This window comes from Streptomyces sp. NPDC007983, assembly GCF_042958345.1.
Lineage (GTDB): Bacteria > Actinomycetota > Actinomycetes > Streptomycetales > Streptomycetaceae > Streptomyces.
This window is the reverse complement of record NZ_JBIBJI010000006.1, coordinates 437,123-460,067: the sequence shown is the minus strand read 5'-3', so window position 1 is coordinate 460,067 and position 22,945 is coordinate 437,123. Positions and strand designations below refer to the sequence as shown.

The window sequence follows — 22,945 nt, the reverse complement described above, 5'->3', positions numbered from 1 at the left end:
CCTCGGGGGCACCTCCCAGCGGTAGCTGGGGGAGATTGAGGAGCGGGGTCCGGGGCGGAGCCCCGGCGGGGGTGTGGGGGCGGAGCCCCCACCCACTACGCGGCGGGGGCCTCGGCGCCTACGGCGTCGGCCAGGGTGTCGTACGGGGACGCGGCGAGCCGGGCGGCCAGGCCGCGATGGATCTCGCGGGCCCAGAACGGCCCGCGGTAGATGAACGCGCTGTAGCCCTGCACCAGCGTCGCCCCCGCGAGGATCCGCTCCCACGCGTCGTCGGCCGTCTCGATCCCGCCCACGCCCACGAGCGTGAGCCGGTCCCCCACCCGGGCGTACAGGCGGCGCAGGACCTCCAGCGAGCGCGCCTTGAGCGGGGCGCCGGACAGGCCGCCGGTCTCGGCGGTGACCTGGGCCGGGGACGTCAGGCCCAGCCCCTCCCGCGCGATCGTCGTGTTCGTGGCGATGATGCCGTCCAGGCCCAGTTCGACGGCGAGGTCGGCGACCGCGTCCACGTCCGCGTCGGCCAGATCTGGCGCGATCTTGACCAGCAGCGGCACCCGGCGCCCGGTGACCGTGCGGTCGGCGGCCTCGCGGACCGCGGTCAGCAGCGGGCGCAGCTGGTCGACGGCCTGGAGGTTCCGCAGTCCGGGGGTGTTGGGCGAGGAGACGTTGACGACGAGGTAATCCGCGTGGGCGGCCAGTCGCTCGGTCGAGGTCACATAGTCGGCGACCGCTTCCGCCTCCGGGACGACCTTGGTCTTGCCGATGTTGACGCCGACCGTCGTACGGAAAGCGGCGCGGCGGGCCGCGAGCCGGTCGGCGACGGCGGCCGAGCCGTCGTTGTTGAAGCCCATGCGGTTGATCAGCGCGCGGTCGCCGACCAGCCGGAAGAGCCGCTTCTTGGGGTTGCCGGGCTGCGGCCGGCCGGTGACGGTGCCGATCTCGACATGGTCGAAGCCGAGCATGGCCATGCCGTCGATCCCGGCGGCGTTCTTGTCGAACCCGGCGGCGAGCCCGAACGGCCCGTGCATCCGCAGGCCCAGCGCCTCGGTGCGCAGCGCCTTGTCGCGGGGGGCGAGGACGGCCGCGAGATACGTGCGCAGGACGGGGACGCGGGCGGCCAGCCGGATCCAGCCGAAGGCCAGGTGGTGGGCCGCTTCCGGGTCCATGCGCCGGAAGATCAGGTTGAAGAGCAGCGAGTACATGAGGGGCTTTCTGCGGGGCGCGGGGAGCGGGAAAGGGGGGCTCGCGAAGAGGGGGACACCGGCCGGTGTCCCCCTCTCTCGCCTCACTCCTCGCGGGCGGCGGTCAGATGTTCCGCGTGTTCCTGGAGCGACCGGACGCCGACCGTGCCCCGGCCGAGCGACTCGATGCCCTGGACCGCGGCGGCGAGGGCCTGGACGGTGGTCAGGCACGGGACGCCGCGGGCGACGGCCGCCGTACGGATGTCGTAGCCGTCGAGCCGCCCGCCGGTGCCGTACGGGGTGTTGACGATCAGGTCGACCTCGCCGTCGTGGATGAGCTGGACGATGGTCTTCGTACCGTCCGGCCCCTCCCCCTCGCTGTGCTTGCGGACGACGGTGGCGTTGATGCCGTTGCGCTTGAGCACCTCCGCCGTGCCCGAGGTGGCCAGCAGCTCGAAGCCGAGGCCGACCAGCTCCCGGGCCGGGAAGATCATCGAGCGCTTGTCGCGGTTGGCGACGGAGACGAAGGCGCGCCCCTTGGTGGGCAGCGCGCCGTACGCCCCGGCCTGCGACTTGGCGTACGCCGCGCCGAAGACCGAGTCGATGCCCATGACCTCGCCGGTCGAGCGCATCTCCGGGCCGAGGATGGTGTCCACCCCGCGCCCCGAGGCGTCGCGGAACCGCGACCAGGGCATCACGGCCTCCTTGACGGAGATCGGCGCGTCCAGCGGCAGGGTGCCGCCGTCGCCGGTCGCGGGCAGCAGGCCCTCGGCGCGCAGCTCGGCGATGGTCGCGCCCAGCGAGATCCGGGCGGCGGCCTTGGCCAGCGGTACGGCGGTGGCCTTGGAGGTGAAGGGGACCGTACGCGAGGCGCGCGGGTTCGCCTCCAGGACGTACAGGATGTCCCCGGCCATCGCGAACTGGATGTTGATCAGTCCGCGGACGCCGACGCCGCGCGCGATGGCCTCGGTGGAGGCGCGCAGCCGCTTGATGTCGAAGCCGCCGAGGGTGATCGGGGGCAGTGCGCACGCCGAGTCGCCGGAGTGGATGCCGGCCTCCTCGATGTGCTCCATGACGCCGCCGAGGTACAGCTCCTGGCCGTCGTAGAGCGCGTCGACGTCGATCTCGATCGCGTCGTCGAGGAAGCGGTCGATCAGCACCGGGTGCTCGGAGATGAGGCCCGCGTGGCGCTCCAGGTACTCGGCGAGCGAGGGCTCGTCGTAGACGATCTCCATGCCGCGGCCGCCCAGGACGTACGAGGGGCGGACCATGACCGGGTAGCCGATCTCGGCGGCGATGCCCTTGGCCTGCTCGAAGGAGAAGGCGGTGCCGTACTTGGGGGCGGGCAGCCCGGCCTCGGTCAGCACCCGGCCGAAGGCGCCGCGCTCCTCGGCGAGGTTGATCGCCTCGGGCGAGGTGCCGACGATGGGCACGCCGTTGTCCTTGAGGGCCTGGGCGAGGCCGAGCGGGGTCTGGCCGCCGAGCTGGACGACGACGCCCGCGACCGGGCCCGCCTGCTGTTCGGCGTGGACGATCTCCAGGACGTCCTCCAGGGTGAGCGGCTCGAAGTAGAGCCGGTCGGAGGTGTCGTAGTCGGTGGAGACGGTCTCCGGGTTGCAGTTGACCATGACGGTCTCGTAGCCCGCGTCGTGCAGCGCGAAGGAGGCGTGGACACACGAGTAGTCGAACTCGATGCCCTGGCCGATGCGGTTGGGCCCGGAGCCGAGGATGATCACGGCCGGGGTCTCGCGCGGCGCGACCTCGCTCTCCTCGTCGTAGGAGGAGTAGAAGTACGGGGTCCTGGCGGCGAACTCGGCGGCGCAGGTGTCGACCGTCTTGTAGACGGGCCGGATGCCGAGCGCGTGCCGCACCTCGCGGACCACGTCCTCGCGCAGCGAGCGGATCCCGGCGATCTGGGCGTCGGAGAAGCCGTGCCGCTTGGCCTCGGCGAGCAGCTCGGGGCCGAGCTTGTCGGCGGCCGCCAGCTCGTCCGCGACCTCCTTGATCAGGAACAGCTGGTCCACGAACCAGGGGTCGATCTTCGTGGCGTCGAAGACCTCCTGCGGGGTGGCCCCGGCGCGGATGGCCGCCATGACGGTGTTGATCCGGCCGTCGGTGGGGATAACGGCCCGCTCCAGCAGGGCGGACTTCTCTCCGGGGTCGCCGGTGAAGTCGAACTGGCTGCCCTTCTTCTCCATCGAGCGCAGCGCCTTCTGCAGCGCCTCGGTGAAGTTGCGGCCGATGGCCATGGCCTCGCCGACCGACTTCATGGTGGTGGTGAGACGGGCGTCGGCCGCCGGGAACTTCTCGAACGCGAACCGCGGCACCTTGACGACGACGTAGTCGAGCGTGGGCTCGAAGGACGCCGGGGTCTTCTCGGTGATGTCGTTGGGGATCTCGTCCAGCGTGTAGCCGACGGCCAGCCGGGCGGCGATCTTCGCGATCGGGAAGCCGGTGGCCTTGGAGGCCAGCGCGGAGGAGCGGGAGACGCGCGGGTTCATCTCGATGACGATGACCCGGCCGTCCTCGGGGTTGACCGCGAACTGGATGTTGCAGCCGCCGGTGTCCACGCCGACCTCGCGGATGACGGCGATGCCGATGTCCCGCAGCACCTGGTACTCGCGGTCGGTCAGCGTCATCGCCGGGGCGACGGTGATCGAGTCGCCGGTGTGGACGCCCATGGGGTCGAAGTTCTCGATGGAGCAGACGACCACGACGTTGTCGTGCTTGTCGCGCATCAGCTCCAGCTCGTACTCCTTCCAGCCCAGGATCGACTCCTCCAGCAGCACCTCCGTGGTGGGCGAGAGGTTCAGGCCCTGGCCGGCAATGCGGCGCAGCTCGTCCTCGTCGTGCGCGAAGCCGGAGCCGGCGCCGCCCATGGTGAAGGAGGGGCGGACGACGACGGGGTAGCCGCCGAGGTGCTCGACACCCGCGAGGACGTCGTCCATGGAGTGGCAGATGTACGAGCGGGCGGACTCGCCGTGGCCGATCTTGGCGTTGACGGCCTCGACGACCTCCTTGAACTGGTCGCGGTCCTCGCCCTTGTGGATCGCCTCGACGTTGGCGCCGATCAGCTCGACGCCGTACTCGTCGAGGGTGCCCGCCTCGTGCAGGGAGATGGCGGTGTTCAGGGCGGTCTGGCCGCCGAGGGTCGGCAGCAGCGCGTCGGGGCGCTCCTTGGCGATGATCTTCTCGACGTACTCCGGGGTGATCGGCTCGACGTACGTGGCGTCGGCGATCTCCGGGTCGGTCATGATCGTGGCCGGGTTGGAGTTGACCAGGATGACCCGCAGGCCCTCGGCCTTCAGCACCCGGCAGGCCTGGGTGCCGGAGTAGTCGAACTCGGCGGCCTGGCCGATGACGATCGGGCCGGAGCCGATGACCAGGACGGACTGGATGTCGGTGCGCTTAGGCACGCTGGCCCTCCATCAGGGTGACGAAGCGGTCGAACAGGTACCCGGCGTCGTGCGGGCCCGCGGCGGCTTCGGGGTGGTACTGGACGCTGAATGCGGGGCGGTCGAGCAGGCGCAGCCCCTCGACCACGTTGTCGTTGAGGCAGACGTGGGAGACCTCGGCCCGCCCGTAGGGGGTGTCGCTGGGCGCGTCGAGCGGGGCGTCCACGGCGAAGCCGTGGTTGTGCGCGGTGACCTCCACCTTGCCGGTGGTGCGGTCCTGCACCGGCTGGTTGATGCCGCGGTGGCCGTACTTCAGCTTGAAGGTGCCGAAGCCGAGCGCGCGGCCCAGGATCTGGTTGCCGAAGCAGATGCCGAACAGCGGGGTGGACCGCTCCAGGACGGCGCGCATGAGGGAGACGGGGTGCTCGGCGGTGGCCGGGTCGCCCGGGCCGTTGGAGAAGAACACACCGTCGGGGTTGACCGCGTAGATGTCGTCCACGGTGGCGGTGGCGGGCAGGACGTGCACCTCGATGCCGCGCTCGGCCATCCGGTGCGGGGTCATGCCCTTGATGCCGAGGTCGACGGCGGCGACGGTGAACCGCTTGGTGCCGATCGCGGGGACGACGTACGTCTCCCGCGTCGCCACCTCGCCGCTCAGGTCGGCGCCCTTCATCTGCGGGGCGGCCTGTACCCGGGCGAGCAGCGCGGCCTCATCGGCGATCGCCTCTCCGGAGAAGATGCCCACGCGCATGGCGCCGCGCTCGCGCAGATGGCGGGTGAGGGCGCGGGTGTCGACGCCGCTGATGCCGACGACGCCCTGGGCGGTCAGCTCCTCGTCCAGCGAGCGGCGGGAGCGCCAGTTGGACGGCGTACGGGCCGGGTCGCGCACCACATAGCCGGAGACCCAGATGCGGCCGGACTCGGGGTCCTCGTCGTTGACGCCCGTGTTGCCGATGTGCGGGGCGGTCATGACGACGACCTGGCGGTGGTAGGACGGGTCGGTCAGGGTCTCCTGGTAGCCGGTCATCCCGGTGGAGAACACGGCCTCGCCGAAGGTCTCCCCCACGGCCCCGTAGGCGCGGCCACGGAAGCTGCGGCCGTCCTCCAGGACGAGAACGGCTGGGGTCTGGGCCCCCCTGGTGGAGGTCGTCATCGTGCGCCTTCCTGGTAGTGCTCGGTGTGCTTGACGTCGTCGGTGACATCGGGGGCGTCGACGTCCCGGACGTCGAGGGCTTCGACCCAGGCCGCGTGCTCGGCGGCGTGGTCGGAGCGGAAACCGGAGTCGATCCGCCGGTCGCCGTGCTGCCAGGTGATGATCAGCAGCCCGCCCTCGGCGAGGACCTTGCCCGCGATGCCCTTGTCGAGCCGGGCGCCGCGGAGGCTTGCCGCCGGGATGAAGAAGTCCTGGGCGCCGGGCCGTACGACGCTCACGCCCTCCTCGGTGAGGGTCAGCTCGACGCGGCTGCGGGTGCCGAGGCCATGGGCCACGATGCGGTCGAGCCACTGTCCGGCGGTGGTGGAGCCGTGGTAGCGGCCGGTGAGCGCCAGCTTCGCGGGGCCCGGTTCGGCCGGAGCCTCGGGCAGCTCGGGCAGGTCGCCCTGGAGGGTGCCGCGCCACTTCCAGCCCTCGCGCATCAGCCAGTAGACCAGCGCGATGACGAGCAGCAGGCCGACGACCCAGCCGATGCGGGCGGCCCAGTCGGTGACGTCCTGGGACCGCTGCTCAGCTGCCAGATGGGTCAGAGATATCACGCCAGTTTCCCGTCCACGACCGTCGCCCGGCCCCGCAGGAAGGTGTGCGTCACCCGGCCCGGCAGTTCCCGGCCCTCGTAGGGGGTGTTGCGGCTGCGGGAGGCGAAGCCCGCGGGGTTCACCTCACCACGGTATGCGGAGTCCAGCAGGGTGAGGTTGGCGGGCTCCCCGGCGGCGATGGGGCGGCCCTGGCCGGTGAGGCGGCCGATGGCGGAGGGGCGGGTGGACATCCGGTCGGCGACGCCCGCCCAGTCGAGCAGCCCGGTGTCGACCATGGTGTGCTGGACGACGGACAGCGCGGTCTCCAGGCCGACCATGCCCATGGCCGCCGCGCCCCACTCGCAGTCCTTGTCCTCGTGCGGATGGGGGGCGTGGTCGGTGGCGACGCAGTCGATGGTGCCGTCGGCCAGCGCCTCGCGCAGCGCCATGACGTCGGCCTCGGTGCGCAGCGGCGGGTTCACCTTGTAGACGGGGTTGTAGGAGCGGACCAGCTCGTCGGTGAGCAGCAGGTGGTGCGGGGTGACCTCGGCGGTGACGTTCCAGCCCTTGGACTTGGCCCAGCGGACGATCTCGACCGAGCCCGCGGTGGACAGATGGCAGATGTGCACGCGGGAGCCGACGTGCGCGGCGAGCAGCACGTCGCGGGCGATGATCGACTCCTCGGCGACGGCCGGCCAGCCGCCCAGGCCCAGTTCGGCGGAGACGACGCCCTCGTTCATCTGGGCGCCCTCGGTGAGCCGCGGCTCCTGGGCGTGCTGGGCGATGACGCCGTCGAACGCCTTCACGTACTCCAGGGCGCGGCGCATGATCACGGCGTCGTCGACGCACTTGCCGTCGTCGGAGAAGACCCGGACCCCGGCGGCGGACTCGTACATGGCGCCCAGCTCGGCGAGCTTCTTGCCCTCCAGGCCGACGGTGACGGCGCCGACGGGCTGCACATCGCAGTAGCCGGACTCCTTGCCGAGCCGCCAGACCTGTTCCACGACGCCCGCGGTGTCGGCGACCGGGAAGGTGTTGGCCATGGCGTGGACGGCGGTGAAGCCGCCGACCGCGGCGGCCTTGGTGCCGGTGAGGACGGTCTCGGAGTCCTCGCGGCCGGGCTCGCGCAGATGGGTGTGGAGGTCGACCAGGCCCGGCAGCAGGATCTGCCCGGCGGCGTCGATCACGGTGGCGCCGTCCGCGTCGAGGCCGGTGCCGACGGCGGCGATGCGCTCGCCCTCGATCAGCACGTCCCGCGGCTCGCCGCCGAGCACCTGCGCGCCGCGCAGCAGCGTCTTGTTCGTGTCGCTCATGGTTACTGGTTCTCCTCGGTGCGGGCGGCGGTGACGGCGGGCTCGTTGCCGCCGAGCAGCAGGTACAGGACGGCCATGCGGATCGAGACGCCGTTGGCGACCTGCTCGACGGCGGTGCAGCGGTCGGAGTCGGCGACCTCGGCGGTGATCTCCATGCCGCGGTTCATCGGGCCGGGGTGCATCACGATGGCGTGCTCGGGCATCCGGGCCATGCGGTCGGCGTCCAGGCCGTAGCGGCGCGCGTACTCGCGCTCGGTGGGGAAGAAGGCGGCGTTCATCCGCTCGCGCTGGACCCGCAGCATCATCACGGCGTCGGACTTGCCCACCACCGCGTCCAGGTCGTACGAGACGTCACAGGGCCAGCTCTCGACGCCGAAGGGGACGAGCGTGGGCGGGGCGACCAGGGTGACGTCGGCGCCGAGGGTGGACAGCAGGTGGACGTTGGAGCGGGCGACCCGGCTGTGCAGTACGTCGCCGACGATGGTGATCCGGCGGCCGGACAGGTCCTGGCCCACGCCGGAGGCCCCGGAGGCCAGCCGGCGGCGCATGGTGAACGCGTCGAGCAGCGCCTGGGTGGGGTGCTCATGGGTGCCGTCGCCCGCGTTGACGACGGAGCCCTTGATCCAGCCGGAGGTGGCGAGCCGGTGCGGGGCGCCGGAGGAGTGGTGCCGGATGACGACGGCGTCGGCGCCCATCGCCTCCAGAGTGAGCGCGGTGTCCTTCAGGGACTCGCCTTTGGAGACCGAGGAGCCCTTGGCGGAGAAGTTGATGACGTCGGCGGACAGCCGCTTGGCGGCCGCCTCGAAGGAGATGCGGGTGCGGGTCGAGTCCTCGAAGAAGAGGTTCACGACGGTGCGGCCGCGCAGGGTCGGCAGCTTCTTGATCGGCCGGTCGGCGAGCCGGGCCAGTTCCTCGGCGGTGTCGAGGATCAGGACGGCGTCGTCGCGCGAGAGGTCGGCGGCCGAGATGAGGTGACGCTTCATCCGGTTGCTCCGTGGGTGAGGAGGTGTGCGGGCGTGCGGGCGGGCAGGCGCCTGGTCCGGTGCCGGGCCGTGGAGCCCTCGCACCGGTCGTCCGACAGGCCGGGTACCCGGGATCGCCGGGAGCCGTCGCCGTCGGTGCCGGGGCGCTACTTTCCGTCCGCGGGGGTGGTCTCGCGCAGGCCGAGGAGCACGCTGTCGCGCCCGTCCTCCTCGGTGAGCTGGACCTTGACCGTCTCCCGCAGCGACGTGGGGAGGTTCTTGCCGACGTAGTCGGCCCGGATCGGCAGTTCCCGGTGGCCGCGGTCGACGAGGACCGCGAGCTGGACGGCGCGCGGCCGGCCGATGTCACCGAGGGCGTCGAGCGCGGCGCGGATGGTGCGGCCGGAGAAGAGCACGTCGTCGACGAGGACGACCAGACGGCCGTCGACGCCGTCGCCGGGGATGTCGGTGCGGGCCAGCGCGCGGGCGGGCCGCAGGCGCAGGTCGTCGCGGTACATCGTGATGTCGAGCGAGCCGACCGGCAGCTCACCGGGCGACCTGCCGGTGATCTCCTCCAGCCGGGCGGCCAGCCGCCGGGCGAGGAAGACACCGCGGGTGGGGATGCCGAGCAGCACCACGTCGTCGGCGCCCTTGGCGCGCTCGACGATCTCGTGGGCGATGCGGGTGAGGACGCGCGCGATGTCCGGTGCTTCCAGCACCGAGCGCGCGGCGTCCGAGGTACGAGCGTCCATTCGGAACGGACCTCCTTCTCCGCCTCACGGGACGGACCTTAAAGGACGTCGGATTTGCGCCATTCACAGTAGCAGGGGCGCATGGGGCGCTCGTCAACACCCCTGGCGAGAGCCCCTCCGCTCCGTTCGGCTTGACGAATGGAGATTACGCTACGTAACCTTCACAGTGAGTTACCAGCCGCGCGGCGGAGCCGCACGTCGATTCAGTGTCCGGGGAGCTTTATGTCCAGCGAATACGCCAAACAGCTCGGGGCCAAGCTCCGCGCCATCCGCACCCAGCAGGGCCTCTCCCTTCACGGCGTCGAGGAGAAGTCCCAGGGCCGGTGGAAGGCCGTGGTGGTGGGATCGTACGAGCGCGGGGACCGCGCCGTGACCGTCCAGCGTCTCGCCGAACTGGCCGACTTCTACGGCGTCCCGGTGCAGGAGCTGCTGCCGGGCACCAGCCCGGCCGGGGCGGCCGAGCCGCCGCCGAAGCTGGTGCTGGACCTGGAGCGGCTGGCCCATGTGCCGGTCGAGAAGGCGGGCCCGCTCCAGCGGTACGCCGCCACGATCCAGAGCCAGCGCGGTGACTACAACGGCAAGGTGCTCTCGATCCGCCAGGACGATCTGCGCACCCTCGCCGTGATCTACGACCAGTCGCCGTCCGTGCTGACCGAACAGTTGATCAGCTGGGGAGTGCTGGGCGCCGACGCGCGCCGCGCGGTCCAGCACGAGGATGTGTGACGCGCGCCCTTCGCGCTCTCGCACCCTCTCACCAGCAGAAACGTGCCGCCGGGGGCGGTGGAAGTGCCGTACGGCCTCCACCGCCCCCGGCGGCTTTGTACGTCCTGCTGCCTTACCCCTGGGTCTCTCCCGACGCCTGGTGGGTCTCCGAGTCGCGGCGCAGTCCCGGCTTCAGCTCCTTGAGCCGGCCCAGCAGGCCGTTGACGAACGACGGCGAGTCGTCGGTGGAGAACTCCTTGGCGAGCTGCACCGCCTCGTCGATCACCACCGCGTCCGGAGTCGCGTCCTCCCACACCAGCTCATAGGCGCCGAGCCGCAGGATGTTCCGGTCGACGACCGGCATCCGGTCCAGCGTCCAGCCCACCGCGTAGGTGGCGAGCAGCTCGTCGATCCGGGCGGTGTGCTCCGCGTACCCCTCGACGAGCTGCATCGTGTATTCGCTGACCGGCGGCTGCCGGTCGTCGGTCCGGGCGTGCCGTATCCAGTCCGCGAGGACGGTCTGCACGGAGCTGCCACGCTGGTCGGCCTCGAAAAGGATCTGAAAGGCACGCTTACGGGCCTTGTTGCGGGCAGCCACGGTTAGTTGTTCACCCGACCGAGGTACTCACCGGAACGGGTGTCGACCTTGATCTTCTCACCGGTGGTGATGAAGAGCGGGACGCCGATCTCGTAGCCGGTCTCGAGCTTGGCGGGCTTGGAACCACCGGTCGAGCGGTCACCCTGGACGCCGGGCTCGGTGTACTCGATCACCAGCTCGACGGCGGCGGGCAGCTCGACATACAGAGGGTTGCCCTCGTACATCGCCACGACCGCCTCGAAACCCTCGAGCAGATACCGGGCGTTGTCGCCGACGACCTCGGGGGTGACATAGATCTGGTCGAACGTGTCCATGTCCATGAACACGAAGCTCTCGCCGTCCTTGTACGAGAACTGCATGCCGCGCTTGTCGACATTGGCCGTCTCGACCTTCACGCCGGCGTTGAAGGTCTTGTCGACCACCTTGCCGGACAGCACGTTCTTGAGCTTGGTGCGCACGAAAGCAGGGCCCTTGCCGGGCTTGACGTGCTGGAACTCGACGACGGACCAGAGCTGGCCGCCTTCGAGCTTGAGCACCATGCCGTTCTTGAGGTCGTTCGTGGATGCCACGGTTGCGGGATCTCCTGGACTGCAGCTGGTGGAGACCAAAAGGCCGCGACGCGCCGTTATCAGCCAGGGCCGCCAGCGGAAAAACTGTCAGCCAGAACTACAGCGCGAGCAGCTCTTTGGTCGTGATGGTGAGTAGCTCGGGTCCGCCGTCCGCCTCGGGGCGGACGACGAGCGTGTCGTCGATCCGGACGCCGCCCCGTCCCGGGAGGTGGACCCCCGGTTCGACGGTGACCGGCACACAAGCGTCCAGTTTACCCATGGCCGACGGCGACAGCCGAGGGTCCTCGTCGATTTCCAGGCCCACACCGTGTCCGGTGCGCGCCTCGAGCCCCTCCCCGTACCCCGCGGCGTCCAGCACCTGGCGGGTCACCCGGTCCACGTCCCGGTACGCCATGCCCGGCAGCAGCGCCTCCCGTCCGGCCCGCTGAGCGGCGAAGACGATGTCGTACAGCTCGACCTGCCAGTCCGCGGGCGAGGGGCCGATGACGAACGTACGGCCCACCTGGCAGCGGTACCCCCGGTAGTCGGCGCCCAGGCAGATGGTGAGGAAATCGCCCTCCTCCACCCGGCGGTCGGTGGGCAGATGCCCGGCCCGGCCCGCGTGCGGCCCCGCGGCGACCACGGTGGGGAACGCGGGTCCGTCCGCGCCGTGATCCACCAGCCGCCGCTCCAGCTCCAGCGCGAGATGGCGCTCGGTGCGGCCCACCAGGATCGACTCCAGCAGTTCGCCGAGGGCCTGGTCGGCCAGCTCCCCGGCGATCCGCATGCACGAGATCTCCTCGTCGTCCTTGACGATCCGCAGCTGCTCGACGGCCCGTCCCAGGTCGGCGAGGCGCAGCCGCGGCACGGCGGAGCCGACCGCACGGTGGCGGGCCACGGTCAGATCGTGCTCCTCGACGGCCAGCGACTCGGCGCCGTCCGCCGCCGCCAGGTCGGCCGCGGCCACGGCCGGGTCGCCGTCCGCCCCGGGCCCGGACAGCACGAGGACCCGCAGATCCTCCGGATGCGGCCCCGGCACCGGCCCCCACGAGGACGCCTCGGGCGCCACCAGAACGTCCTGGACGGGCCCGAGGAGCAGCGTGGCGCCCGGGGGCGCGTCGCCGCACAGATAGCGCACGTTGGCGGGCCGGGAGACCAGAGCGGCCTCGCTCCCGGCCGCCGCGTACTGGTCGTGCAGGCGGGCACGTCGGGCCGCGTACACCTGGGACATGCCCCGAGCGTACGCACTCCGCCCCACCCCGGCCGTCCGGAAGGGTCCGGATGGGGTCCCGGCCCGGTACCCGGGACAAACCCCGGCTGTCGTCAGAAGGCGGGCGGGCTGGCGATGGAGCGGGCCACCACCTTGTCCAGCATGCGGGCGGTGGTCTCCACGTCGTACGTCGAGTTGTCGATGATCGGCAGGCCCGAGCCGTACCAGCCCGCCATCCGGCCGTGGATGCGGGCGACCTCCTCGTCGCTGAGGCGGCGGTTGCCGCTGCGGGCCGCGTTCCGCTCCAGGACGATTTCGAGGCCGGGCAGCACCACCACGGGGAGCAGGCCGGGGCCGACGTGCCGCTTCCAGCCGCCGAGGCCGACGACGGGGCGGTCGGGGAAGACGGCGTCGTCGAGGATGCAGGAGATGCCGTTGGCGAGGAAGTTACGGGCGGCGAAGCCGCAGGTGCGGCGAGCGAGACGGTACTGCGCCTCGGAGTTCTCGTTCCAGCCCGACTGGGGGTTGGCGAAGCCCGACCTGACCCATTCGCGGACGTCGTCGAGGCTGATGTGGGCGGTGGGCACCCGGCGGCGGTCGGCCCAGTAGCGGGCGACGGTGGTCTTGCCCGCCCCGGCCGGTCCGATGAGCAGCACGGCGACGGCGGCCTGCGAGGCGTCGGCCATCGCCGGGTCGGCGGGCGGGTGGGGCAGCGGGACGGGTCCGCCGGGCGGGAGCTGGATGTGGCCGGTGGCGCCGGGGTGGTCGACGGGCGGCCCGGGGGGCGGCTGCGGGGTGGGGTGCCCGGCGGTCTGCGGATGGCCCGCCACCGGGGGTGCGGGCACCGGGGGCACGAACCCCGGCGGCATGGGCGCCGCGGGGTGCGCGGGCGGGACCGGTGGAGCGGGCGCCGGGGGTACGGGCGGGGCCGGGGGGTGCTGCTGGGAACCGGGGGGCTGACTCGCGCTCTGGGCCCAGCCTGCGCCCTGCGGCCCGGGCCCCTGCCCCGCCGGCCGGTGGGACGGTGGCAGCGGAGCTCCCACTGCGTGCTGCATCCGGTGGCACTCCGTCTCGTACAGGCGGCAGTCGTGGCGGACAACTGTCGCGTGGTGACGCGGCGCTGAGGCCGCTCCTACCGAACGGTACCTGCCCCGCCCGCCGCTGTGTGAACGCCTTGGAAACCCGATGAGTGCCCGTCTCGACGCGTCAGCCAGGCAATTCGTCCGCAGGGGCCCGCAACTGCGGGCAAACTCCGCGGTGTTCGAAAGCCCGCGGCGGGGCCGCGGGCTTCGATGGTGATGACACAGTTGTGACGGAATCCGGTCAGCTCCGGGAGGTCTCCCCTGAGACCTCGCCGTACGCGGCGAGCAGCACCGCCGGGTCCGGCCCTTCCAGCACGGTCGGCTTGGCGATGCCGTCCAGCACGATGAAGCGCAGCAGGTCGCCGCGGGACTTCTTGTCGACCTTCATGGTCTCCAGCAGCTTGGGCCACTGGTCGCCGCGGTAGGTGAGCGGCAGGCCGACGGACTCCAGGACGGCGCGGTGCCGGTCGGCGGTGGCGTCGTCCAGACGGCCCGCGAGGCGGCCCAGTTCGGCGGCGAAGACCATGCCGACGGAGACGGCGGCGCCGTGCCGCCAGTTGTAGCGCTCGTTCTTCTCGATGGCGTGCGCGAGGGTGTGCCCGTAGTTGAGGATCTCGCGCAGCCCGGATTCCCTGAGGTCGCTGGAGACGACCTCGGCCTTGACCCGGATGGACCGTTCGATCAGCTCGGCGGTGTACGCGCCGCCGGGGGTGCGGGCCGCGGCCGGGTCCTGCTCGATCAGCTCCAGGATGGCCGGGTCGGCGATGAATCCGGCCTTGATGATCTCGGCGAGGCCGCTGATGTAGTCGTTGACGGGCAACGAGTCCAGCGCGGCCAGGTCGCACAGCACCCCGGCCGGGGGGTGGAAGGCGCCGACGAGGTTCTTGCCCTCGGCGGTGTTGATGCCGGTCTTGCCGCCGACCGCCGCGTCGACCATGCCGAGCACGGTCGTCGGGACGGCGATCCAGCGCACGCCGCGCAGCCAGGTCGCGGCGACGAAGCCCGCGAGGTCGGTGGTCGCGCCGCCGCCGACGCCGACGATGACGTCGCTGCGGGTGAAACCGGTCTGGCCGAGCGCCTTCCAGCAGTACGCGGCGACCTCGGCGGTCTTGGCCTCTTCCGCGTTCGGCAGCTGGATCGCGATGGCCTCGTACCCCTGGTCGGCGAGGTCCTGGCGGATCGCCTCACCGGTCTCGGCCAGCGCCTCGGGGTGCAGGACGGCGACACGCTTGGCGTCCCCGATCAGCCCGGGCAGCTCACCGAGGAGCTGCCGGCCGACCAGGACCTCGTACGGCGCGGTGCCGGCGGTGCCGCCGACCTGGATGCGCGTGGGGGTGTCGGTGCTCATGCCTTCTTCAGCTCCAGTGCGTCCATGACGGCGTCGGCGACCTCGTCGGGGGTGCGGCCCTCGGTCGTCACGACGGCTCGGGCGACTTCGGTGTACAGCGGGCGGCGCTGTTCCATCAGCTCGCGCCAGCGCTGGCGCGGGTTGACGGCGAGCAGCGGACGGGGGGCGTCCAGGCCGGTGCGCTTGACGGCCTCGGCGACGCCCATCTCCAGGAAGACCACCGGCAGGCCGGTGAGCAGGGCGCGGGTGTCCGCGTCGAGGATCGCGCCGCCGCCGAGCGCCAGCACGCCCGGGTGCCCGGTGACGGCCGCCCGTACGGCCTGCCGCTCCAGCTCGCGGAAGTGGGGCTCGCCCTCGTCGATGAAGATCTCGGAGATCTCCTTGCCCGCGGTCGCCACGATGTCGGTGTCGGTGTCGCGGAACGTGGTGTCCAGCCGCTCGGCGAGCACTCGTCCGACGGTGCTCTTGCCGACGCCCATGGGCCCGACCAGCACCACGGCGGGCCCCTCCGGTGCGCTGGGCGCGGTCACCGGATGGCCAGGCTGTCGAGGAAGCCCCGGACGTTGCGGCGGGTCTCGGCGACCGAGTCGCCGCCGAACTTCTCGGCGACCGCGTCGGCCAGGACCAGGGCGACCATGGCCTCGGCGACGATACCGGCGGCCGGTACCGCGCACACGTCCGAGCGCTGGTGGTGGGCCTTGGTGGCCTCGCCGGTGGTGACGTCGACGGTGGCCAGCGCCCGGGGCACGGTCGCGATCGGCTTCATCGCGGCCCGTACCCGCAGCAGCTCGCCCGTGGTCAGCCCGCCCTCGGTGCCGCCGGAGCGGCCGGAGGAGCGCCTGATGCCCTCGTCGGTCGACACGATCTCGTCGTGCGCCTGGGATCCGGGCACCCGGGCGAGGTCGAAGCCGTCGCCGACCTCGACGCCCTTGATGGCCTGGATGCCCATCAGCGCGGCGGCCAGCCGCGCGTCCAGCCGGCGGTCCCAGTGCACGTGCGAGCCGAGGCCCACCGGCACGCCGTACGCCAGCACCTCGACGACGCCGCCGAGGGTGTCGCCGTCCTTGTGGGCCTGGTCGATCTCGGCCACCATCGCCTTGCTCGCGTCGGCGTCCAGGCAGCGCACCGGGTCGGCGTCGAGCCGCTCGACGTCGGACGGCTCGGGGTAGACGCCGTACGGGGCCTTGGCCGAGGCCAGCTCGGTCACATGGGAGACGATCTCGATCCCGGCCGTCTCCTTGAGGTAGGAGCGGGCGACGGTGCCGAGGGCGACGCGGGCGGCGGTCTCGCGGGCGCTGGCGCGCTCCAGGATGGGCCGGGCCTCGTCGAACCCGTACTTCTGCATCCCGGCGAGATCGGCGTGGCCGGGGCGGGGGCGGGTCAGCGGCGCGTTACGGGCCAGCCCGTCCAGGATCTCGGGGTCGACCGGGTCAGCGGCCATGACCTGTTCCCACTTGGGCCACTCGGTGTTGCCGACCATGATCGCGACCGGGGAGCCGAGGGTCAGACCGTGCCGGACGCCGCCGATGAAGGTGACCTCGTCGCGCTCGAACTTCATCCGCGCCCCGCGGCCGTAACCGAGCCGGCGCCGCGCGAGGGCGTCCGCCACCATGTCGGTGGTGATCGGCACCCCTGCGGGCAGTCCTTCCAGCGTCGCCACAAGCGCGGGGCCGTGCGACTCCCCCGCGGTCAGCCAGCGCAACCTGCTCAACGGTGCTCCCTCATGCTCGCCCCTCGACGTCTCGTGGCGGGACCTGATGCGGCCCTGGCCCGCCTCCTCCGATCCTCCCACGTCCGCCGGAGCGCCCGGGGCGGTGGTCCATCAGGCGGACCTGGGCATGAGACGTCCCCGGCGCGTCAGGGGCGGCGGCGAAGGGGCCGGACGGTGGTCACAGGGAGCGGGCGGCGAGGGCCGCCTCGCCCGCCTCGCGCATCGCGGCGAGCGGCGCCGGGGCGCGCCCGGTGATCTGCTCGACCTGCGGCACGGCCTGGTGGACCAGCAGGTCAAGACCGCTGACCACGGCGCCGCCGCGCGCCGACCAGGCGGCGGCCAGCGCGGTCGGCCAGGGGTCGTAGAGGACGTCGAAGAGCGTGCCGGGGCGCTGGGGAACGGACGCCGCGAGCGCGTCGGTCGTCCCGGCGGGGGTGGTGGCGATCACCAGCGGGGCGTCGAACGCCTCGGCCGCGGCGCCCCAGTCCGCCGTGCGCACCGTCACGCCCAGCCGCTCGCCCCACTGCCGCATCTCGGCCGCCCGGGCGTCGCTGCGCACGTACGCGGTGACCTCGCCGTCGCAGACGCGGGCGAGCGCGGCCAGGGCGGAGGAGGCGGTGGCCCCGGCGCCCAGGACGGCGGCCCGCTCCACCCGCTGGACGCCGCGCTCGGCGAGCGCCGCCACCATGCCGGGGATGTCGGAGTTGTCGCCGAGCCGTCGGCCGTCATCGGTCAGGACGACCGTGTTGACCGCCTCCACCGAGGCCGCCGTGTCGCTGACGCGGTCCAGCAGCGGGATGACCGCGCGCTTGAGCGGCATGGTCACGGAGAACCCCGCCCAGCCCGGGTCGCCCGGCCCGCCCAGCCGCTCGAAGAAGCCCGGCAGCGCGGCCTCGTCCAGTTCGACGGTGCCGTAGTGCCAGCCGTCGAGCCCCAGCTTCCGGTACGCGGCGTTGTGCAGCGCCGGGGAGAGGGAGTGGGAGACCGGCGAGCCGAGCACGGCTGCCTTGCGGTTGTGCGACATCTTTCCTCAGCCGTTGTTCTCGCGCTGCTGCTTGTTGAACTTGTCGACCCACTTCTGGTGTTCCGCGTAGGTCTTGGAGAACTGGCTCTTGTTGCCGATCGCCACGAAGTAGTACCAGCCGTCGCTGGTCGGGTTCATCGACGCCTTGAGCGCGTCCGCACCGGGGTTCCCGATCGGGCCCGGCGGCAGACCTTTGTAGAAGTAGGTGTTGTACGGGTTGTCGTAGCCCTTGATCTCGCTGATCGAGATGTCGAGCTTGCTCTGGTTCTTGATGTAGTTGTACGTCGAGTCGAATTCCAGCTTGCCATTGGTCTGGCTGTTGCCGGGCTCGAGCCGGTTGTAGACCACTTCGGCCATCTTGCGGAAGTCGTCGTGGGTCACGCCCTCCGCTTGGACCAGGCTCGCCACGGTGATGAGTTGCAGCGGGCTCTTGAGGCCCAGCTCCTTGGCCTGGCCCTCCAGGTCCTGCTTCGCGTAGTTCCGCTTGGCCTCGGCGACCATCTTGCGCAGGACGTCCGCGGGCTTGGCCTTCTTGGCCACGCTGTAGCGGGACGGGTAGAGGAATCCTTCCAGCGGATCCTTGATCCTGGAATTGTCATTCGCCCAGGAAGGCAGCCCGAGGTTCTTGGCCTCCTTCCTGGCGACGCCCGCCGTGGTGCCCGCCTTGACGCCGGTCTTCTTGTCGATCGCCGCGTAGACGGCGGCGTCGCGCATGCCCTCGGTGACGATCAGGGCATTGTTGCCCGCGGGGCTGAGCATCAGCTTCACCGCGGCCGCGCCGGACATTTCCTTGCGGAGGCTGTAGCTGCCCGGCTGGACGAACTTGCCGCTGTCCTCGACGGCTTCCACGAAGGCGCCGCTGCTCTTGACCACGCCCTTTTCAGCGAGGATGCTGCCGATTTCGGCATTGCCCGAACCGTCGGGCACCTCCACCTCGACCTGACCGCTGCCCTGGCCCTCGTAGTCCGGCGCCGGTCCGAAGCGGGTCTGCCAGAAGTCATAGGCGAAGTAGCCGCCTCCGCCGACCGCGCCCACCAGGACGACGGTGACGAAGAGGCAGGCGACGCCGCTGCGGCGCTTGGCCCCGGACTTCCCCTTCGCCTTCTTGGACTTCTTGCCCTTCTGTGCGCGGCCCTCGGTGTCATCGTCCGCGGCGTCGGCGTCCGAGGCGAAGAACGGATGGTCGTCCTTCGGGGGGTCCTGCCGGGATACCTGGGGCTCGGGCTCCTGTGCCTCCTGCGGCACCTGGGGCATCTGCTGGGTCTCCCCCGGCGTCTGCGCGTCCTGCTGCCGCTGCGGCTCGTGCTGCTGCGGCGGCTCGTGCTGCTGCGGCGGCTCGTGCGCCGCCTGCTGCGGGAAGCCCTCCTGGGCGCCGCCCTGGGCCGCGTAGGCGTAGGGGTCGTTCGGGTCCATCCCGCCGCCGTACGAGCCGTCCCAGCCGCCGTTGCCGCTGGTGTCGTATCCCTGCTGCCCCTGCTGGTCCCACGGCGACTGCTGTTGCTGCTGCGGGAACGGCTGGGCGTCCTGCGGGTATCCGTGCGGGTACTGCTGGTGTCCGTAGGGGTCCTGCCCGTAGACGTCCTGGCCGTGGGCGCCCTGGGCGTAGCCGTCGTGCGCGTAGGCGTCCTGGGCGTAGCCGTCGTGCGGGTAACCGTCCTGCGCGTAGGGGCCCTGTCCGTAGGGGTCGTTCGGGTCCTGCGGGTACGGCTCCTGCCCGGTCACCGCCTGATGCCCGCCCCATCCCTGGTCCCCGTACAACGGGTCCTCGGGATGCCACGGTTGGGAGCCGGGTCCCCGGCCGTACTCAGTCATCGAACCCCTAGCGATGGCGGTGGCAGCCACCGAGTGCGCTCGCGGCACAAGTGACGGCTGCCATGTCGCGCGGAACGTTACCGTATCGCGATCAGATGACCACTTCGACGGCCTCGCCCGGCGCCCGGCCGGAGGCCCGCTCGGTCTCCAGCGCGCTCTGCAGAATGACCACCGCGGCTGCCTGGTCAACGACCGAACGGCCCTTCTTGGACGACACCCCGGAAGCCCGGAGGCCATGCGCCGCTGTGACGGTCGTCATACGCTCGTCGACCAGCCGTACGGACACCGGCTGGACCCGCCGCGCCAGCTCCCGGGCGAAGGTGCGCACCTTGGCCGCGGCCGGCCCCTCGCGCCCGTTGAGCGAGCGCGGGAGGCCGATCACCACCTCGATGGGCTCGTACTCCTCGACGAGGGCCGCCAGCCGCTTGTGGGCGGCCGGGATGTCACGTCCCGGCACGGTCTCCACGGGGGTGGCGAGGATCCCGTCGGGGTCGCACGAGGCGACCCCGATCCGGGCGTCCCCGACGTCGATGGCGATGCGCCGGCCGCGTCGCACGGCTACTGGCCCGCTTCCGCGACGAGCCGCTCGACGGCCTCGATGGCGTCGCCGACGGCGTCCGGGTTCTGGCCGCCGCCCTGAGCGACGTCCGGCTTGCCGCCGCCTCCGCCGCCGAGCGTCTTGGCGGCGGTACGGACCAGGTCACCGGCCTTGAGACCGCGCTCGCGTGCCGTCTCGTTGGTGGCGATGACGGTCAGCGGGCGGCCGTTCGCCACGGTGAACAGGGCGACGACGGCGGGCCGGTCGAGGGCCCCCGCCTTCTGGTCCAGCCGTCCGCGCACGTCCAGCACCAGCTTGCGCAGGTCGTCGGCGGTCGTGCCGTCCGGCACCCGGCCGGTGGCCAGGGTGACGCCCCGGACGTCCTTGGCGCCCTCGGCGAGCCCGGCGGCGGCCTGCAGCACCTTCTCGGCGCGGAACCGCTCGATCTCCTTCTCCGCGTCCCGGAGCTTGCCGATCATTCCGGAGATCTTCTCCGGAAGCTCCTCGGGGCGCCCCTTGACCAGGTCGGTGAGCTGGGAGACGACCGTGTGCTCACGGGCCAGGAAGTTGTACGCGTCCACGCCCACCAGAGCCTCCACGCGGCGCACGCCGGAGCCGATGGAGGACTCGCCGAGCAGCTTCACCAGGCCCAGCTGGGCGGTGTTGTGGACGTGCGTACCGCCGCACAGCTCCTTGGAGAAGTCGCCGATGGTCACCACGCGCACCCGGTCGCCGTACTTCTCGCCGAACTCGGCGATGGCGCCCTGCTTCTTGGCGTCGTCCATGCTCATCACCTCGGCGGTGACGTCGAGTTCGCGGGAGAGCACCTCGTTGATCTTCTGCTCGACGTCGGTGAGCACCGTGCCGGGGACGGCGGTCGGCGAGCCGAAGTCGAAGCGGAAGCGGCCGGGCGAGTTCTCGGAACCGGCCTGGGCGGCGGTCGGGCCGAGCGCGTCGCGCAGCGCCTGGTGGGTGAGGTGGGTGGCGCTGTGGGCGCGGGCGATGGCCCGGCGGCGCCTGATGTCGATCTCGGCGTACGCGGCGGAGCCGACCGTCACCTCGCCGACCTGGACGACGCCCTTGTGCACGCTGACGCCGGGCACCGGCTGCTGGACGTCCCGCACCTCGACGACGGCGCCGGAGGCCAGCTTGATCTTGCCGGTGTCGGCGAGCTGGCCGCCGCCCTCGGCGTAGAACGGGGTGCGGTCCAGGACGACCTCGACGTCGTCGCCCTCGGAGGCGGCGGGCGAGGAGACCCCGTCGACCAGCAGGCCGACGACGGTGGACTCACCGGAGGTGTCGCTGTAGCCGGTGAAGACGGTCGAGCCGGAGGTGTCGGCGACCTCGCGGTAGGCGGACAGGTCGGCGTGGCCGGTCTTCTTGGCCTTGGCGTCGGCCTTGGCGCGCTCCCGCTGCTCCCGCATCAGGCGGCGGAAGCCGTCCTCGTCCACCGAGAGGCCCTGTTCGGCGGCCATCTCCAGGGTGAGGTCGATCGGGAAGCCCCAGGTGTCGTGGAGCAGGAACGCCTTGTCGCCGGGGAGGACGGTGCCGCCGGCGGCCTTGGTGTCGGTGACGGCGGTGTCGAGGATGTTGGTGCCGGCCTTGAGGGTCTTCAGGAAGGCCGACTCCTCGGCGAGCGCGACGGTCTCGATGCGCTTGCGGTCGGTCAGCAGCTCCGGGTACTGCTCGCCCATGGTCGTGAGGACGGTGTCCACCAGCTCGGCGACGACCGGCTCGGCGGCGCCGAGGATGCGCATGTTGCGGATGGCGCGGCGCATGATACGGCGCAGCACATAGCCGCGGCCCTCGTTGCCGGGGGTGACGCCGTCACCGATGAGCATGACGGAGGTGCGCATGTGGTCGGCGACCACGCGCAGCGATACGTCGGAGTCATGGGCGGCGCCGTAGGCGACCCCGGTCAGCTCGGTGGCCTTGTCGATCACGACGCGCAGGGTGTCGGTCTCGTACATGTTCTGCACGCCCTGCAGGATCATCGCGAGGCGTTCGAGACCGAGGCCGGTGTCGATGTTCTTGCTGGGCAGCTCGCCGAGGATGGGGAAGTTCTCCTTGCCCTCGCCCGGGCCGCGCTCGTACTGCATGAAGACCAGGTTCCAGATCTCCACGTAGCGCTCGTCGTTGACGGCCGGGCCGCCCTCCACGCCGAACTCCGGACCACGGTCGTAGTTGATCTCGGAGCAGGGGCCGCAGGGGCCGGGGACGCCCATGGACCAGTAGTTGGGGCCCATGCCCAGGCGCTGGATGCGCTCGGCGGGGACGCCGACGACATCGCGCCAGATGCGCTCGGCCTCGTCGTCCTGCTCGTAGACGGTGATCCAGAGCCGGTCGGGGTCCAGGCCGTAGCCACCGTCCGCCACGGAGCCGGTCAGCAGCTCCCAGGCGTAGGTGATGGCGCCTTCCTTGAAGTAGTCGCCGAACGAGAAGTTGCCGCACATCTGGAAGAACGTGCCGTGCCGGGTGGTCTTGCCGACCTCTTCGATGTCCGGCGTACGGACGCACTTCTGCACGCTCACGGCGCGCTTGTAGGGCGGCTGGACCTCACCCAGGAAGAACGGCTTGAAGGGGACCATGCCCGCGTTGACGAGCAGCAGGGTCGGGTCGTCCGCGATGAGCGACGCCGACGGCACGACGGTGTGCCCGCGCTCCTCGAAGAAGCGCAGCCAGCGGCGGCGGATTTCAGCCGACTCCATCAGTGGTCCTCATTTCGGGCGTTCGGGTAGGGGCGGGTAGGCGTGTGGGTGAGCTGGGCCCGGCCGCGCTGGGCCGGCAGCTGGGTGAGGTCGTTCGCGGGCGCCGAGGTCAGGCCCAGGGCGTCCTTGAGGGCCGCCTCGCGGTCGGCCATGCCGTCGCGCACATCGAGCGCGAAGACCTTGATCCGCCGTCCGGCGAGCACCGCCCGGTCGGCGGCCTGCGCCGCCAGGCTCTCGGGGGTGAGCTGGTTGAGCTTGCGCTGGACCTTGGTGGTGGCCCACACACCGGCTGCGACGCCGGTGGTGAACCAGAAAGTGCGGCGGAACATCCGG

At 71.6% G+C, this 22,945-nt stretch carries 20 protein-coding genes; 1 reads left to right on the top strand and 19 read right to left on the bottom strand.

Annotation, left to right across the window (positions count from 1 at the left end):
- Nucleotides 1–95 precede the first annotated feature (95 nt).
- The 7 genes from ACFZCY_RS21900 to pyrR form a co-directional block, all read right to left on the bottom strand.
- Nucleotides 96–1,199: a quinone-dependent dihydroorotate dehydrogenase gene (locus ACFZCY_RS21900; protein WP_391175542.1), complete on the bottom strand. Its 1,104-nt coding sequence runs from the start codon at nucleotides 1,197–1,199 to the stop codon at nucleotides 96–98.
- An 83-nt stretch (nucleotides 1,200–1,282) separates the two neighbouring features.
- The gene (carB, locus tag ACFZCY_RS21895; RefSeq protein WP_391175539.1) at nucleotides 1,283–4,594 is read right to left on the bottom strand and encodes a carbamoyl-phosphate synthase large subunit; all 3,312 of its coding nucleotides are present in this window, start codon (nucleotides 4,592–4,594) and stop codon (nucleotides 1,283–1,285) included.
- The gene (carA, locus tag ACFZCY_RS21890; protein WP_391175536.1) at nucleotides 4,587–5,726 is read right to left on the bottom strand and encodes a glutamine-hydrolyzing carbamoyl-phosphate synthase small subunit; all 1,140 of its coding nucleotides are present in this window, start codon (nucleotides 5,724–5,726) and stop codon (nucleotides 4,587–4,589) included. Before carA ends, carB begins: the two co-directional genes overlap by 8 nt.
- Nucleotides 5,723–6,325: a hypothetical protein gene (locus tag ACFZCY_RS21885; RefSeq protein WP_391175533.1), complete on the bottom strand. Its 603-nt coding sequence runs from the start codon at nucleotides 6,323–6,325 to the stop codon at nucleotides 5,723–5,725. The genes carA and ACFZCY_RS21885 overlap by 4 nt, the downstream gene beginning before the upstream one ends.
- Complete coding sequence (locus tag ACFZCY_RS21880) at nucleotides 6,322–7,617, bottom strand: dihydroorotase (RefSeq protein ID WP_391175530.1); 1,296 nt, start codon at nucleotides 7,615–7,617, stop codon at nucleotides 6,322–6,324. Before ACFZCY_RS21880 ends, ACFZCY_RS21885 begins: the two co-directional genes overlap by 4 nt.
- A gap of 2 nt (nucleotides 7,618–7,619) precedes the next feature.
- Nucleotides 7,620–8,600, bottom strand: coding sequence for an aspartate carbamoyltransferase catalytic subunit (locus tag ACFZCY_RS21875; protein ID WP_391175527.1), 981 nt, complete (start codon nucleotides 8,598–8,600; stop codon nucleotides 7,620–7,622).
- Between the two features lie 146 nt (nucleotides 8,601–8,746).
- On the bottom strand, nucleotides 8,747–9,331 hold the full coding sequence (pyrR, locus tag ACFZCY_RS21870) for a bifunctional pyr operon transcriptional regulator/uracil phosphoribosyltransferase PyrR (RefSeq protein ID WP_391175525.1): 585 nt from the start codon (nucleotides 9,329–9,331) through the stop codon (nucleotides 8,747–8,749).
- A gap of 222 nt (nucleotides 9,332–9,553) precedes the next feature.
- Between pyrR and bldD the strand changes: the two genes are divergently transcribed.
- Nucleotides 9,554–10,054, top strand: coding sequence for a transcriptional regulator BldD (bldD, locus tag ACFZCY_RS21865; protein WP_014056259.1), 501 nt, complete (start codon nucleotides 9,554–9,556; stop codon nucleotides 10,052–10,054).
- Between the two features lie 112 nt (nucleotides 10,055–10,166).
- On the opposite strand, the gene nusB is transcribed toward bldD, so the two are convergent.
- The 12 genes from nusB to ACFZCY_RS21805 form a co-directional block, all read right to left on the bottom strand.
- Nucleotides 10,167–10,631 carry a transcription antitermination factor NusB gene (gene nusB / locus ACFZCY_RS21860; protein WP_391175521.1) on the bottom strand — a complete coding sequence of 155 codons (465 nt, stop codon included), beginning with the start codon at nucleotides 10,629–10,631 and terminating at the stop codon, nucleotides 10,167–10,169.
- A gap of 2 nt (nucleotides 10,632–10,633) precedes the next feature.
- Nucleotides 10,634–11,200 (bottom strand): elongation factor P, encoded by a 567-nt coding sequence (gene efp / locus ACFZCY_RS21855; RefSeq protein WP_179937780.1) that lies wholly within the window; start codon nucleotides 11,198–11,200, stop codon nucleotides 10,634–10,636.
- Nucleotides 11,201–11,297: 97 nt separating this feature from the next.
- Nucleotides 11,298–12,410, bottom strand: coding sequence for a M24 family metallopeptidase (locus tag ACFZCY_RS21850; protein ID WP_391175516.1), 1,113 nt, complete (start codon nucleotides 12,408–12,410; stop codon nucleotides 11,298–11,300).
- Nucleotides 12,411–12,502: 92 nt separating this feature from the next.
- On the bottom strand, nucleotides 12,503–13,444 hold the full coding sequence (locus ACFZCY_RS21845; protein ID WP_391175513.1) for an AAA family ATPase: 942 nt from the start codon (nucleotides 13,442–13,444) through the stop codon (nucleotides 12,503–12,505).
- 268 nt (nucleotides 13,445–13,712) lie between these two features.
- The gene (aroB, locus tag ACFZCY_RS21840) at nucleotides 13,713–14,819 is read right to left on the bottom strand and encodes a 3-dehydroquinate synthase (protein ID WP_391175512.1); all 1,107 of its coding nucleotides are present in this window, start codon (nucleotides 14,817–14,819) and stop codon (nucleotides 13,713–13,715) included.
- Nucleotides 14,816–15,298: a shikimate kinase gene (locus ACFZCY_RS21835; RefSeq protein ID WP_391175969.1), complete on the bottom strand. Its 483-nt coding sequence runs from the start codon at nucleotides 15,296–15,298 to the stop codon at nucleotides 14,816–14,818. The genes aroB and ACFZCY_RS21835 overlap by 4 nt, the downstream gene beginning before the upstream one ends.
- 47 nt (nucleotides 15,299–15,345) lie before the next feature.
- A complete protein-coding gene (gene aroC, locus ACFZCY_RS21830) occupies nucleotides 15,346–16,530 on the bottom strand; it encodes a chorismate synthase (protein ID WP_391175508.1) in 1,185 nt (394 codons plus the stop codon).
- A gap of 178 nt (nucleotides 16,531–16,708) precedes the next feature.
- Complete coding sequence (locus ACFZCY_RS21825) at nucleotides 16,709–17,554, bottom strand: shikimate dehydrogenase (RefSeq protein WP_391175505.1); 846 nt, start codon at nucleotides 17,552–17,554, stop codon at nucleotides 16,709–16,711.
- A 6-nt stretch (nucleotides 17,555–17,560) separates the two neighbouring features.
- Nucleotides 17,561–19,366: an endolytic transglycosylase MltG gene (gene mltG, locus ACFZCY_RS21820; RefSeq protein WP_391175503.1), complete on the bottom strand. Its 1,806-nt coding sequence runs from the start codon at nucleotides 19,364–19,366 to the stop codon at nucleotides 17,561–17,563.
- 91 nt (nucleotides 19,367–19,457) lie between these two features.
- Nucleotides 19,458–19,922, bottom strand: coding sequence for a Holliday junction resolvase RuvX (gene ruvX / locus ACFZCY_RS21815; protein WP_055557549.1), 465 nt, complete (start codon nucleotides 19,920–19,922; stop codon nucleotides 19,458–19,460).
- A gap of 2 nt (nucleotides 19,923–19,924) precedes the next feature.
- Nucleotides 19,925–22,612 carry an alanine--tRNA ligase gene (gene alaS, locus ACFZCY_RS21810; protein ID WP_391175498.1) on the bottom strand — a complete coding sequence of 896 codons (2,688 nt, stop codon included), beginning with the start codon at nucleotides 22,610–22,612 and terminating at the stop codon, nucleotides 19,925–19,927.
- Nucleotides 22,612–22,941, bottom strand: coding sequence for a DUF6167 family protein (locus ACFZCY_RS21805; RefSeq protein ID WP_391175495.1), 330 nt, complete (start codon nucleotides 22,939–22,941; stop codon nucleotides 22,612–22,614). The genes alaS and ACFZCY_RS21805 overlap by 1 nt, the downstream gene beginning before the upstream one ends.
- Nucleotides 22,942–22,945: the final 4 nt, after the last annotated feature.

Bases quoted from the DNA above. Each gene is read 5' to 3' on its own strand.
- ACFZCY_RS21900 (WP_391175542.1), bottom strand. From the start codon at position 1,199: ATGTACTCGCTGCTCTTCAACCTGATCTTCCGGCGCATGGACCCGGAA.
- carA (WP_391175536.1), bottom strand. From the start codon at position 5,726: ATGACGACCTCCACCAGGGGGGCCCAGACCCCAGCCGTTCTCGTCCTG.
- ACFZCY_RS21880 (WP_391175530.1), bottom strand. From the start codon at position 7,617: ATGAGCGACACGAACAAGACGCTGCTGCGCGGCGCGCAGGTGCTCGGC.
- ACFZCY_RS21875 (WP_391175527.1), bottom strand. From the start codon at position 8,600: ATGAAGCGTCACCTCATCTCGGCCGCCGACCTCTCGCGCGACGACGCC.
- pyrR (WP_391175525.1), bottom strand. From the start codon at position 9,331: ATGGACGCTCGTACCTCGGACGCCGCGCGCTCGGTGCTGGAAGCACCG.
- bldD (WP_014056259.1), top strand. From the start codon at position 9,554: ATGTCCAGCGAATACGCCAAACAGCTCGGGGCCAAGCTCCGCGCCATC.
- ACFZCY_RS21850 (WP_391175516.1), bottom strand. From the start codon at position 12,410: ATGTCCCAGGTGTACGCGGCCCGACGTGCCCGCCTGCACGACCAGTAC.
- ACFZCY_RS21845 (WP_391175513.1), bottom strand. From the start codon at position 13,444: ATGCAGCACGCAGTGGGAGCTCCGCTGCCACCGTCCCACCGGCCGGCG.
- aroB (WP_391175512.1), bottom strand. From the start codon at position 14,819: ATGAGCACCGACACCCCCACGCGCATCCAGGTCGGCGGCACCGCCGGC.
- ACFZCY_RS21835 (WP_391175969.1), bottom strand. From the start codon at position 15,298: ATGGGCGTCGGCAAGAGCACCGTCGGACGAGTGCTCGCCGAGCGGCTG.
- ACFZCY_RS21825 (WP_391175505.1), bottom strand. From the start codon at position 17,554: ATGTCGCACAACCGCAAGGCAGCCGTGCTCGGCTCGCCGGTCTCCCAC.
- mltG (WP_391175503.1), bottom strand. From the start codon at position 19,366: ATGACTGAGTACGGCCGGGGACCCGGCTCCCAACCGTGGCATCCCGAG.
- alaS (WP_391175498.1), bottom strand. From the start codon at position 22,612: ATGGAGTCGGCTGAAATCCGCCGCCGCTGGCTGCGCTTCTTCGAGGAG.
- ACFZCY_RS21805 (WP_391175495.1), bottom strand. From the start codon at position 22,941: ATGTTCCGCCGCACTTTCTGGTTCACCACCGGCGTCGCAGCCGGTGTG.